This is a genomic window from Pedobacter yonginensis (assembly GCF_003173595.1).
GTDB classification, from domain to species: domain Bacteria; phylum Bacteroidota; class Bacteroidia; order Sphingobacteriales; family Sphingobacteriaceae; genus Pedobacter; species Pedobacter yonginense.
Map to the genome: position 1 here is coordinate 337,447 of NZ_QGNZ01000004.1, position 13,541 is coordinate 350,987.

Below are 13,541 nucleotides of genomic sequence, written 5' to 3' on the forward strand. Positions count from 1 at the left end.
TTACGTGTTTATACTGAAGATGTATCTTGATAAAATATTAAACATTATTGCTTAATTTTGAGTCTTGACAAGCCAGTGATCTAACCTAATTTATACACCCTAATATGTTGGTTAAAAATTACAAGTCGGCGTTTTTTTATCTTTCACTGATGTTGTTTCTAGGTGCTTGTAAAAAACAAAGCAGTTCCATTGAAACGCCAGTGGATAATATTCAAAAAATTTATGCCGACTCTGTGTTTTACATGCAGAACACAGATGTGGTTGCTAAGCCTATTAAAGCATCATCTGGTAGTTATGTGTCTTTACCAGAAGGTTTAAAAATAGATAAAAAAACGGGCTATATTGATGTGAACCAAAGCGAGTCGGGGCTTCGTTACCTGGTTTTGTTTACGCCTGATGGTGCTACAGAAAGCGTAAAAGGATATGTAACCATCTCCGGAATAAATTACGCTGATAAAATTTTTAATCTTTCACAGGGCGATTCTATTGCAGAGCCGATATACAACGCCAACGCCAAATTAGCCCTTCCAAATCCCGGAAAAAGCAACCTTTTTGATGAAACTGGGGGTTGTAAAAAGGCAGGGATTGTAATTAATGCTGAAAATGGCAGAATAAACCTTGCGCAATCCGTTCGAAATCAAGCCATTGATACAGGCGCTACAGAGCAGGTAAAATTGACCTACCGAATTAACGATGGCAGTAACAAAGCCGTAAATGGTTTAAACGTGAAGATTTATTTCTATCGAAACTCGAAAGAAATACCTAAGTATTTAACTGATTTGTTGGCTACTAGGCAAACAACCGTTTTGGCGGCGGGCACCAATACCCAAACCACCAGTTTAAGCACCCAAAATTTACTCAGTTTTGCTTCTCGAACTGGAAGTATTGCAAGACCAAGGCCGCCCTGCATCATTGTTGTCGGAAATTAAATGTTTAAAAAAGGTATTCTTTTATTGTCGCTGTTTGTCCTTTCAACAGTTGTTCAAGGTCAAGTGTCTGAGTATAAAAAACAATATGCTTTGGCAGAGCATTATGCAAATGCAGCGAAACCTACGGATGCTACGGATGCACAAGCCCTGAAGCATTATCTAAAGGCCATTCAAATTTTATCTTCAACCCAAAAGGATAACGTCTTTCTTTTTAAAACCTTTGTTGATGTGGGTGCTTTTATGCAGGTTCTGGATCGGCAGGATGAGGCAATCCATTTTTACAGACAATCTTTCAAGTTAAAAAATCGAATTATTGGTTTAAGCGATTCAGTACTTTTCGCACCTTATGTATATTGCGGAAATGCTTATTTTAAAAAAGACAAACCCGATTCTGCGCAATATTTTTATTTGAAGGCCAAAGAAATAGCAGAACAATTTCCTAAAGTAGATGAGCAAGAGCGCCTATTCAATACGCTTGGGGTGATGGCTTATGCAACAGGAAATTATAATAAAAGTGTGCCTTACTACGAAAAGGCCATTTCTGTATTAAATAAGAAAAGCAATTTCGATAAAAGTTTACTGCTAACCTATCAAAGTAATTTAGCCTCTGCTTTAAGAAAGTTAAAACGTTATGATGAGTCTTTTCGGATGTATAAGAGCTTGTTAAACTATGGGCTTGAAATGGAAAGTATAAACCACAACATGGCTTCAGCCTATTTGGCGGTAAATAAGCCAGACAGTGCCCTTCTGTATTTTTCTAAGCTTAAAGTTAGAAACCCTAAAATGCTAAACGATATGGCTCAAGCTTATCTGGCTAAAAGAGATCCACTCAAAGCACTTCATTATCTTGGTTTAAGCAAAGAGATCTCAAAAAAAAATGGCCTGAACAATGTTTATGGTCAGGCGCTTAAACTTACCGGCGATGCTTGTATTTTAAAAAAGCAATTTAAGCGGGGCATCTCTTTTTATCAGTATGCCATACAAAGTTTTAATCCAAACTTCAATCCGAAATATCTAAATCAAAGTCCAAAAGATTTTTCTGGGGTATTCAACACGATAGATTTACTGGAAACTTTTGTTGCCAAGGCAAATGCTCAAAGGCTGATGTATCAGCGAAGTCATCGGATGGAATATCTTGTGGGTTGCCTCGAAACCTATGATTCATTTTATGCACTTGCTGACCGTGTAACTAAATTTTATGATAATGATGAGGCTAGATTGTTAATTGGCAATCGGAAATATACGGTGCATCAAGATGCAATTGAGGTTTGCTTGAGGCTGTTTAAATTAACAAAGCGCGCAAATTATCTCGAAAAGGCATTTTATTTGGATGAGGGAAACAAAGCCTCCGTGTTAAGTCTATCTAAGGATGAATTGGCGTCAAGAGCGAACAGCAAAGCACCAAAAGTGCTTTTATCTCTTGAAAATCAGTTGAAGAATAACATCACACGCATTTCGCTTATGGCATCTGCGGAGGTGAACCAGAAGAAGTTAAGCGATTTTAAGCAGGTTTTAAATGACGACATCATCAAACTGACCAATGTACAACTGAAAATTAATCAGGCAGATCAACGCACATCCACCACGGTTGATGGTGGAAAAATAAACCTTCAAAACTTTCAAAAAAGCATTCCGAGCGATGCGGCCGTGCTATCTTATCATTTCGGTAATACTCAAATTTTATGCTTTGTTTTAACGAGAGATAAATTTGAAGCGTTTACAAGTCCGATCGGCGCAAATTTCAATTCAAATTTGGCCCAGCTAGCGCAGGTGCTTCGCTTAAAAGAGGGGAATTATAAGAAAGCAATTGAGCAATCGAGCAGGCAAATCTACAGAGCACTGATTGAACCCGCCTCAAAACAGTTATCTGGTATAGAAAATCTATACATCATTCCAGATGATCGGCTGAATCAGCTTCCATTTGAAATTTTAATAGATGGCGATGGTGCACAATTGATTGATAAATTTGCAATCACGTATAATTACTCTTGTAAAATTCTCCAAACGGCAAAAAATGAGCCGGCTAGTAATCGGGTTAAAACCCTAGGTTTTGCTCCATTCAATTCATCTGGTAGCAAAATGTGGCCTATTTTAAGTCGTTCGTCTGAAGAAATTCAACGTTCAGATGGCTTGAAGTTATTGGGGAAATCTGCAAGTAAACAGCAGTTTCTTAAACAAGCTCATCATTTCGAAATCATTCATTTGGCTACACATGCCATAGCGGATAACGTTCATCCAGAGCATTCCTACATCGCATTTTACCCCAATAATGCCGATTCTACTCTACGCACGCGATTGTACCTGCCCGAAATTTATAACTTAAAGTTGCGCGAAGCGAAACTGGTTATTTTAAGTGCATGTGAAAGTGGGAATGGGGCAGCAGTAAATGGAGAAGGTATCATGAGCTTGGCCAGGGCCTTTTCTTATGCTGGATGCAACAACATTATAACCTCCATGTGGAATGCGGATGATGCATCTACGGCCGTGATTTTAAGTCAATTTCATCAACACTTAGCCGATGGACAATCTTTTGCATCTGCGCTAAAACAGTCGAAACTAGATTACATCGCTGATAGCCAAATATCTCCAGCACGAAAAAATCAAGCCTATTGGGCACATCTTCGTTTTATTGGAGGCTTTGAAGTGGAATCGGAAACAAGAAAAATCTGGGTGTATTTTCTGATGATTCCATTCTGTATTGGGCTAGCCTTAATCTCCCGGAAAATGTTTAAGAAATTCCGGGAGGCTTAAGATCTAGTTATTTTTATGAATGTCCAGGACCATCATCATTACCATTTTTGTGTTTGCTTTCTACTTTAGCTCCGGTAATGTTTTGTAAATTAAGCTTTACTTTGTTTAATAAAGCGGTGTTCGATGTGCTGCTGATTACAATTTTACCTCCAGTTTTGGTGGCGGCGCTTAAATCTGCTATGGTAATGCCCTGAAGTATTTTGTTAAGGCCAAGCACAAAAGTGGCTTTTAGGTCTGTTGAAGGGTCTATTTTAATGTTTTCTACTTCCACCTTTACAATCAAATCCTCGTTTACGTTAATTTCAATCGGGGTTAAGGTGCCATCTGCTGCGGTAAACGTTCCTTTAAGGGCTAGCGGAATGGCAGAGGTTGTAGATTTAGTCAACATCAATTTCAGCTCAATTTCTTTGTAAGTACCGGTGTCAATTACCGATTTTACCGCGGCCGGATCAATCGCAAAAAGATTAATGTTGGTTAAGCCACTCGTTTCAATCTCTTTCTTAACATTGCCTTTTTTAGCTTCAAACTTAAATTTGCTCACATTTGCAATGGCATCTGTCCAGGTTATGGCGGGGCTTGTTGTGGTTCCAGCTGGTGTACTTAAGCCGCTAATTGCATTAGTTGTAGCCAATAAATCTGCCTTTACGCTAAAAGTGATTTGAGAGTCTTGATTTAGGGAAGCAACGCCATCTTTTTTACAACTTCCTAAGCTTAATAAGGCTAATCCAATTAGTCCGTATCCTAAGCGTGTTTGTTTTAAAATTTCCATAATGTCTGTGTTTTTATTGATTGGTAACCACAGATGGGGAAGTTGTAACCAGAAATTTAATTTATTTTTTTAAAGCCAATAATTTTAAATCGAATAAAGTACCTAACGACACTTTTTCATGGTAAACGTGCGATTTGTCTTGATAAATTTTTTCAAAAATTTTAAAGGTGGCGTTGTAGTCATGTTTCCACATATAAGCCAAGCCGAGGTAGTATTCCGCATCATCATGAAAAGGACCTTCATTACCTTCTGTTTGAAGAATATATTGCAGTATGATGATGGCGTTTGTTAAATCGTTCAGTTTAGAGTAAGCTTGTGCCGCTAAAAACAGTTCTTTTGTAGAGGCTTTTTTAAGTTGCTTGTAAACGGCAATTACGGCTTGGTAATCTTGATTCTGGTAAGCAATTTCTAAGGAATTTGTGTTGGCATTTCCTCTATCTATGCCGATTGTATAAGGGATGTATTGCTCCTCATATATGCGTTCGGGATTAACGGAAAAGAACTTGTAAGAGAGTGCTAGAAATAAAATTACAAAAATAGATGCTGCTATTTTAAAGATGTTTGGTAACCACTTAAGCTTATGTACTTTTAAATCATTGCCTTTAATTGCATGCATCATGTCTTGATGTACAGCAGCAACATCCGCCTTTAATCCATAGTGTTTCAGGCCTAATTTAGCAGTTTTAAGGTTCTCGAATTCCTGTTGCATGGCTATATTTGATTTAAGGCTTGTCTCGAAACTAAGTTGCTCGGCCTCAGTTAATTCGCCGTCAAGATATTTCAAAACAAGCTCGGTGTTTTCTTCAGAATTATTCATAGGTTAGGGCAGCTTTAAACTTTTTGGCGAGTGATGGATCCTTAGCAAAAAGCTGTTCCAAACTCTTCATACATTTATATTTTTTATTTCTTAATGCCTGTTCACTTTCAAATTCTACCAGCTTTAAAATTTCTTTCATGGTTAGGTTTTCATAGTAGTAGGCCAGCAGAATTTTTTTACAAACCGCCCCCAATAAATCAATCGTATTGGTTATTATCGCTTTATCTTCTCTGTTTATGATAAATCGACTCACGTCGGGTTCTATTTCACCCATACCTGTTTGGTAGCTGTTCTCCCGTAGTAATGATTTATTTCTCTTTCGCAGTTCGTTTAGCCAAGAGAAACGGTTTAGGCTAAATAAAAATGTTCTGATACTAGATTCTCCACGAAATTTCCCCGCCCTAACAATTTCTATAAAACGCACAATCACCTCTTGAAAAATATCTTCAGCATCTTGCTCCGAACCTTGGTTTTGCAGAATATAGCCACTCAAAACGGTAAAATTATTAAGATATAAGGCCTTAACGGCTTCATTATCAAAATTCTGTTTGCTCAACAGATCTATAATTTCAGCGTCGGTAAGTTTCGAGGATGATTTGCTCATCTTATATAGCTAAGTAAATACTAAAGGTAATTTTGTAACCAAGTTAGGTTAAACATTTTCTCGTACAAAATAAAAATTTTGAATCTTATCGTATTAAAGGAATGAAAACTAGACTAATCCATCCCCAATCATTCATTCAATCAATCAATCAATCATTCAATCAATCAATCAATCATTCAATCAATCAATCATTCCTTCACTCAATCATTCACTCACTCACTCATTCCTTCACTCAATCATTCCTTCACTCATTCATTAATTCATCCAATAAAGTAAAATCGCCTTCTGTGTTAGTAATACTATCATTTGTAATTATTTTGTAATTATTAAATTAGTGATACTATTTTTCTTGATGTTGTTTTATTTTTGAGTTTAAACTTTGATATGGAAGTATTACTTAAATTTAAGTTAAGCGAGCATCTTTATCTTCGAGACCCAGAACAAACGGAGATTGGTAAGGCCATTGTAAGTAATGCCATTGTGCTCATTTTTGAAATTGGTTTTGAGCAGTTCACGTTCAAAAAGCTTGCTGTAAAAATCAATTCAACTGAGCCTACCATTTATCGATATTTTACATCGAAACATAAGTTGCTTACCTACATTCTTAATTGGTATTGGAGTTATCTGGAGTATGTGTGTAAAATGCGTCTGGCTGAAATAAATGATCCAACCAAAAAAATGATGTTGATTTTGGAAATCATCACCCATCATGCCGATCATCATACTCATCTGCACGATTACAATCTCGATCATCTTCATCACATTGTGATTTCTGAAAGCAGTAAATCTTATTTGGTTAAAGAAGTGGATGAAATCAATAATGAGATGATGTTTGCGCCTTTAAAGAGTTTGTGTTTGTTTATTAGTGAGGTATTACTAACGCTGGCCCCCAAGTTTCCATATCCAAAATCTTTGGCCAGCACACTCTTGGAAACGGCTCACGATCAGCAATTTTTTTCTGAACATCTGCCAAAACTTACAGATAATAAATCCAGAAATAATCATAAAGATTATGTGCTGAAATATTTAACCCGATTAACTTTTTCCACGATAACCGATCCTTAATATGTATAACACTAAAGATTATAAGGTAAGTACTTCTGAACTTTTTAAGTACATAACCAAAGAAAAGAAGGATGTTACTGCCATTTACATGTATGCCATTTTTAGTGGCTTAGTGCAGTTAAGTATTCCATTGGGTATTCAGGCTATTGTTAGTTTTGTAATTGGAGCTACAATGGTAACCTCACTTTATTTATTAATTGGCTTTGTGGTTTTAGGCACATTTTTGGCTGGTTTTTTTAGGGTTAAAGTGATGCAGCTCATAGAAAAAATACAACAGAAAATATTTGTAGAGTACGCCATTGCCTTCGCCAACAAAATACCTAAAATCGACTTAACCTCGGCCAAAAAATACTTTCTTCCAGAATTGATTAATCGTTTTTTTGATGCCCAAAATTTGCAGAAAGGCATCTCAAAAATTTTGTTGGATATTCCAACAGCCTTAATTCAAATCAGCTTTGGTATTTTGCTTTTGTCGTTTTACCACCCATGGTTCTTGGTTTTTGGTGCGTTGGTTATCATCATCGTAATTTTTATATTTCGATTTACCATGAATTCGGGCATTTCATCTAGTTTAGAGGAAAGCGATAAAAAATATGAGGTTGCCTCTTGGCTGGAAGATGTGGCAAGTGCCATTAAAACTTTCAAAACCAACTCTAGAGCAAATATGCACCTTACGGGTACAGATGATCGTGTGGATGCCTACCTCAAACATCGTACAGATCATTTTAAAGTGCTGGAGTTTCAATACAAAACAATTATTGGTTTTAAGGTTGTAATTACGCTGGTGATGTTGGCCATTGGTACGTACTTATTGGTTGATCAGAAATTGAATATTGGTGCATTTATAGCAACTGAAATTGTGGTGCTTACTATTATGAATGCGGTAGAAAGTTTAATTAAGAGCTTAGAAAGTTACTATGATGTAATTGCGGCACTGGTTAAACTGAATAAGGTTACCGAATTAAGTGAAGAAAGTAGCGGTCAACTCGTACTAGAGAACAACAACGGAGGTTTGTCGCTTATTTTGAAAGATGTAAGTTTTGCCTTTTCCGACGATAAACAGATTCTTAAAAATATCAATTTTGAAATTCAGCCCAACACCATTAATATAATATCTGGAAGTTTAGGTGCTGGTAAAACCACATTGCTCAATTTGATGGCAGGGTTTTACGAAACTACATCTGGTGTAATTATGTTCGATAAAATCCCGATTAAAAACCTGAACAAGATGGCGTTGAGAGATCGATTGGGTTTATACACGCAAGATATGGTTATTATAAAGGGAACCTTATTGGAAAACATTTTGCTCGGCAGAAATGACGTTTCTACAGAAGATATTTTAGAGCTATGCGAACAGATTGGTTTAGATGATTTTTCGAGCCAGTTTAGTAATGGTTTTGATACCCAACTTAGTGAAACGGATACTGAAGTATCATACAGCTCGAAAAAAAAGATTACCCTTTTGCGTGCATTGTTAGGTCAAAATAGATTACTCATGTTAGAAGATCCGCTATATGGGATGGACGATAAGTTTAAGCAAAAAATTGTGGAGTACTTTAAAGCCATCAAACAACATACTACCATTGTCGTAATATCGAAATCAAAAGAGCTACTGGCTATTGCCGATCAGAAATTGGTATTAACTAATGGCACAATTGCAGTCGATCAAATTTAAATTTAAGGCATCATGAAAATTAAATCGTTTGATAATATTTATCATATCCATAGAGATTCTCGTGTGAAACGATGGTTTTACATATTTATAGTTGCAATGGTTGTTGTACTTTTTATACCATGGACACAAAATATCCAGCTTAAAGGTAATGTAACTGCGCTTTACCAAGAACAGCGCCCTCAGCAACTCAACTCGCCAATTCCTGGCCGCATTACTAAATGGCACGTAAAAAATGGTGATTATGTTAAAAAGGGCGATACGCTTCTGCAACTCGCTGAGATTAAGGAAGATTACCTAGATCCTAAATTGCTGCAACGTACCAACGACCAAGTTGTGGCTAAAAAGGGGGTAAGAGATTATTACCAGGCAAAGGTTGGTGCCACTAACATACAATTGCAGGCTATAAATGCAGCGAGAGAGTTGAAATTAAAACAACTCAAAATAAAAATTGCCCAGCTAAATAATAAGGTTGCTGCAGAAGAGGCCGAGCTTGGGGCGGTAAACAATGAGCTGAAGCTTAGCGAAGACCAATACAACAGGCAGAAAAAAATGTATGATGATGGATTGGTTTCTTTAACCCAGTTTCAGCAAAGAAGCGTTTCTTACCAAAATGTGCTGGCAAAAAAAACTGCCATAGAAAATAAATTGGCTCAAACACGTCAAGAAATTACAACCATTAACATCGAGCAAAATGCAACCATCCAAGATTATATGGAGAAGTTAAGCAAAACCGAAGGAGATCGATTTTCAAGCTTGGGCCAAATTCAGGGAAGTGCGGGCGAAATTGCCAAATTAGAAAACCAAGCCGCCAACTACCAAGCTCGCCAAGGGCTATATTCGGTAGTGGCCTCACAAGATGGGCAGGTGGTGCAATTAAACAAAGCTGGTATTGGCGAAATATTGAAGGAAACGGAAAGCATAGGCACTATTGTACCTAAACAGGTAGATTATGCCGTAGAAATTTATGTTAAGCCGGTAGATTTACCCTTACTAAAAATCGGACAAAAGGTAATGTGCATCTTCGATGGCTTCCCTGCAATCGTTTTCTCAGGTTGGCCAAATTCTAGCTACGGTACATTTTCTGGCAAAGTAATCGCAATTGAAAGTAACATCAATGCCAACGGACTTTTTAAGGCTTTAGTAATTGAAGATAAGGGTCAAAAAAAATGGCCGCCTCAAATTAAAATGGGTGCCGGTGTAAAAGGGATTGCTATACTGAATGATGTACCAATTTGGTATGAGATATGGCGAAATATCAATGGTTTCCCGCCAGATTATTATGCTTCTAAGACAGAAAAATCTAAATCAGCAGATGAAAAAAGTAAATAGAATCTGGATCATTTTAGTTTTATGGAGTATTGCCCAAGTTTCTGCTGCGCAAGATACTTTAAGGCTTTCTCACGGCGAATTTTTGTCCATCGTAAAAAAATACCACCCTCTTGCGTTTAAATACAGACTGCAAAACAACATTGCAGAAGCTGAAATATTAAAGGCCAGGGGAAATTTCGATCCGATTTTAGATGTTAAAAAAGGGTCTAAAACCATTGATGGTACCAATTATTACGATCAAAATAATTCCGCGCTGGTTATTCCAACTTGGTATGGTGCAGAGCTCAGCGGTAGTTATAACTATATTGATGGTCAACGTTTAAATAATAGCGATACTCGTGGTGGCTTATATCAGTTCGGATTAACCGTTCCATTAGCCAAAAATCTGATTTATGACAAACGCAGGGCGATGCTTGACCAGGCAAAATATGCACAGGTGATGACAGAAGCTGAACAGCAGGTTTTAACCAATGAGTTGTTTAGAGATGCCGAAAATGCTTATTGGCAATGGGTTAAAAGCTACGATTTATTTTTAGTTCAGCAGAGGGCCGTATCGATAAACCAAAAGCGTTTAGAATTAACAATTAAAACCTTGCAGTATGGAGAAAGAGCATCAATTGATACCACAGAAACGCTCTCACAATTGCGCAGTTTTGAATTGGAACGAGAGGATGCCAATTTGCAATTTGTAAAAGCTACTATGGATCTTTGTGTATATCTGTGGAAAGAAAATCAAGAACCTTTTGAACTCACCAAGCCAATTTTACCATCCGAAAACATAAACGCTAGTGCTGCCTATAATGCGTACACCTCGCTAATCGCTAAACTAAATAATCAACCCATCAACAACCACTTATCACTCATTTATTATCAGCAAAAGCAAAACATATTGGAGAGTGAACGTAAATTAAAATGGCAAAGTTTTTTACCAAAAATTGATTTTACCTATAATTTTTTTAACAAAGAAAATTATAAAACCAATCTTTTTCCGCTCTTTCAAAACAATTATCAATATGGCTTAAAGTTAGAAATTCCCTTGTTTTTAAGGCAGGCTAGGGCTGATTATCGTCAGGCTAACCTTAAGCTTACTCAAAATCGTTTGGATAGTGATTTAAAGCGCCAATCGCTTAATGCCAAAATTAACAGCTATACCAATGAGGTACTTAATTACCGTAACCAAATTAATATCGCGCAACAAAATATTGGCAATTATAACCGCTTGTTACAGGCAGAAGAAACAAAATTTCAGAATGGGGAAAGTTCTTTATTTCTGATTAATAGCAGAGAAAATAAGTTGATTGATGCACAAGAAAAAATACTTGAACTTCGGTATAAGTTTCTAAAAAGTTATAACGAGCTCAAATTTATAAATGATAGTTTTGCCAATCCGTTAAATTAAATACAGCCTAGGCGGAAAGACTAAAGAGGAAAGACTAAAGGGGAAAGACTAAAGAAAAAGGCTAAAGCTGAAAGACTAAAGTGGAAAGACCAAAGGGGAAAGACTAAAGTGGAAAGACTAAAGGGGAAGGACGGAAAGACGGAAGTCCGAAGTTGAAAGACCGAAGTCCGAAGTTGAAAGACTAAAGCTGAAAGACTAAAGGGGAAGGACGGGAGACGGGAGACGGAAGTTGAAAGTCCGAAGTTGAAAGACCGAAGCTCAAAGAATAGGCAATGGATGAATTTTTGTGTTCTTTTGTTTCTTTTGTGGTGAAGGAAAAAGCGGAAAGACTAAAGCTGAGAGACTAAAGCTGAAAGACTAAAGGGGAAGGACGGAAAGACGGAAGTCCGAAGTTGAAAGACCGAAGCTCAAAGAATAGGCAATGGATGAATTTTTGTGTTCTTTTGTTTCTTTTGTGGTGAAGGAAAAAGCAGAAAGACTAAAGCAGAAAGAAAACTTTAGTTGGTTTATTTTCTTCGTTCCCTTTATTCTCGTTTCTGTGGCAAAAGTAGGTAGTTCCAAATGTTTTACAAACTACGATACAAAAGCAAAAAAGACAAAATTGCCGTGCAACAATTAATATAATTTGATAATGTTTTCTTAGGACACCGACCTCGGCGAGCAGAGTTTTAGTGAAATACAACTTAGGCAAAAAATAAAGGGCTCTAAATGAATTTTTTAATTTATAAGCCTTATTTTTGCGCAAAGTAAAAAACACATCATAGGCACAAAAATGAACCAGATATGCTTTCGATGAATCAACTCTATTAAAAAAACAAGATTAACCGATGACAAACGACAAAAAGGAAATATTTGACAACGTTGCACAACGTTTAAAAATTGAAGGTTTTAATGTAGTAAACCGCGATGAAACTCGCCCATGGGGTGGTTTCTTTGTAATTGATGAAGCACAAGCACAGCAATTTGCAGATACTTATTTTGATGGCTTAGATGTAGAAAGTCTTAAAATTGGCGGAAAATTAAGTCCCAAAATTTTAATTGTTGCACCAAATACGCGTCTATCTTGGCAGTATCACCATCGCAGAGCCGAAATTTGGCAAGTAGTAAATGGCACAGTTGGCATTAAAACCAGCCAAACCGACGAGGAAGGTGAAGTGAAACAATACGGCCCAAAAGATCAAATAAAATTACAACAAGGCGAGCGTCACCGTTTAATTGGCCTTGAAGATTGGGGTGTAGTTGCTGAGATTTGGCAACATACTGATGCTTCAAATCCATCAGATGAAAGCGACATCGTTAGAGTTCAAGACGATTTCGGTAGATAATATCCTAATTCAGAATCCTGCTCCATACTTTAGGGCAGGATTCTTTTGTATTTATAATGTTAATTTTCAATACTTTAAAGCCACTCGAAAACTAAACGCCCTCAAATTTCGTTTATAAAGCATACACATTTTACATGATTATCCTCATTTTCTTTCTTTGCCATTGGTTTTTATCCTTATTCAGCCAAACATTTTTTCTACACCGTTACTCATCGCACAAGATGTTTAAAATGGAACCCTTTTGGGAGCGATTTTTCTACTTGGTTTTGCTAATTTCTCAAGGATCATCTTTTTTAAACCCAAGGGCTTATGCCATTTTGCACCGTATGCATCATGCATATAGCGATACAGAGAAAGACCCACATTCACCTCATTTCTTTAAGGACGTATTCGGGATGATGATTGCAACCAAAAACATGTACATGAATTATTTGCATTTTAAAATTCAGCCAGAGCCCGCCTTTCAAGGTAATTACCCAGAGTGGCCGCTTGTTGATAAAATTGGAAATTCATGGTTATGGAGAATAAGTTGCGGTTTGTTTTATATCGGCTTCTATGTAATATTTGCAAACCATTGGTGGTTATTTATTTTATTGCCTGTACACTTTTTAATGGGTCCGCTACACGGCGCTATAGTAAATTGGTGTGGGCATAAATATGGTTATTCGAACCACGATAATGAAGATCATAGCAAAAATTCTTTGCCTTGGGATTTCTTATTGATGGGCGAGTTGTTTCAAAATAATCATCATAAAAAACCAAATAGCCCTAACTTCGCAAGTAAGTGGTGGGAGTTTGATCCAACCTACCCAATGATGAAGGTTTTGCACTGGATGAAAATTATCAAAATTAGAAAGGTTTAGGTAGTCTTGGCTTAG

General features: G+C 36.8%; 11 protein-coding genes. 8 read left to right on the forward strand and 3 right to left on the reverse strand.

The window, feature by feature from the left end; genetic code table 11:
* Positions 1–149: 149 nt before the first annotated feature.
* Together DHW03_RS16335 and DHW03_RS16340 are read left to right on the forward strand one after the other, a co-directional pair.
* Positions 150–929: a hypothetical protein gene (locus DHW03_RS16335; protein ID WP_165825444.1), complete on the forward strand. Its 780-nt coding sequence runs from the start codon at positions 150–152 to the stop codon at positions 927–929.
* A complete protein-coding gene (locus DHW03_RS16340) occupies positions 930–3,680 on the forward strand; it encodes a CHAT domain-containing protein (RefSeq protein ID WP_109926914.1) in 2,751 nt (916 codons plus the stop codon).
* A 13-nt stretch (positions 3,681–3,693) separates the two neighbouring features.
* Here DHW03_RS16340 and DHW03_RS16345 read toward each other — a convergent pair whose 3' ends face one another.
* The 3 genes from DHW03_RS16345 to DHW03_RS16355 all read right to left on the reverse strand — a co-directional run bounded on the left by DHW03_RS16345 (position 3,694) and on the right by DHW03_RS16355 (position 5,870).
* Entirely contained in the window at positions 3,694–4,449 is a 756-nt protein-coding gene (locus DHW03_RS16345) for a hypothetical protein (protein WP_109926915.1), read from the reverse strand.
* A 61-nt stretch (positions 4,450–4,510) separates the two neighbouring features.
* The gene (locus DHW03_RS16350) at positions 4,511–5,266 is read right to left on the reverse strand and encodes a hypothetical protein (RefSeq protein ID WP_109926916.1); all 756 of its coding nucleotides are present in this window, start codon (positions 5,264–5,266) and stop codon (positions 4,511–4,513) included.
* Positions 5,259–5,870, reverse strand: a complete 612-nt coding sequence (locus DHW03_RS16355; protein WP_109926917.1) for an RNA polymerase sigma factor — start codon at positions 5,868–5,870, stop codon at positions 5,259–5,261. Before DHW03_RS16355 ends, DHW03_RS16350 begins: the two co-directional genes overlap by 8 nt.
* Positions 5,871–6,254: 384 nt before the next feature.
* On the opposite strand from DHW03_RS16355, the gene DHW03_RS16360 reads away from it, so the two are divergent.
* The 6 genes from DHW03_RS16360 (at position 6,255) to DHW03_RS16390 (ending at position 13,526) form a co-directional block, all read left to right on the forward strand.
* The gene (locus tag DHW03_RS16360) at positions 6,255–6,935 is read left to right on the forward strand and encodes a TetR/AcrR family transcriptional regulator (RefSeq protein WP_109926918.1); all 681 of its coding nucleotides are present in this window, start codon (positions 6,255–6,257) and stop codon (positions 6,933–6,935) included.
* A 1-nt stretch (position 6,936) separates the two neighbouring features.
* Positions 6,937–8,610 (forward strand): peptidase domain-containing ABC transporter, encoded by a 1,674-nt coding sequence (locus DHW03_RS16365; RefSeq protein WP_109926919.1) that lies wholly within the window; start codon positions 6,937–6,939, stop codon positions 8,608–8,610.
* Between the two features lie 12 nt (positions 8,611–8,622).
* Positions 8,623–9,939, forward strand: coding sequence for an HlyD family secretion protein (locus DHW03_RS16370; RefSeq protein WP_109926920.1), 1,317 nt, complete (start codon positions 8,623–8,625; stop codon positions 9,937–9,939).
* Positions 9,923–11,338: a TolC family protein gene (locus tag DHW03_RS16375; RefSeq protein ID WP_165825445.1), complete on the forward strand. Its 1,416-nt coding sequence runs from the start codon at positions 9,923–9,925 to the stop codon at positions 11,336–11,338. The genes DHW03_RS16370 and DHW03_RS16375 overlap by 17 nt, the downstream gene beginning before the upstream one ends.
* 827 nt (positions 11,339–12,165) lie before the next feature.
* Positions 12,166–12,663 (forward strand): cupin domain-containing protein, encoded by a 498-nt coding sequence (locus tag DHW03_RS16385; RefSeq protein WP_109926923.1) that lies wholly within the window; start codon positions 12,166–12,168, stop codon positions 12,661–12,663.
* A gap of 134 nt (positions 12,664–12,797) precedes the next feature.
* The gene (locus DHW03_RS16390) at positions 12,798–13,526 is read left to right on the forward strand and encodes an acyl-CoA desaturase (RefSeq protein ID WP_109926924.1); all 729 of its coding nucleotides are present in this window, start codon (positions 12,798–12,800) and stop codon (positions 13,524–13,526) included.
* Positions 13,527–13,541 lie beyond the last annotated feature (15 nt).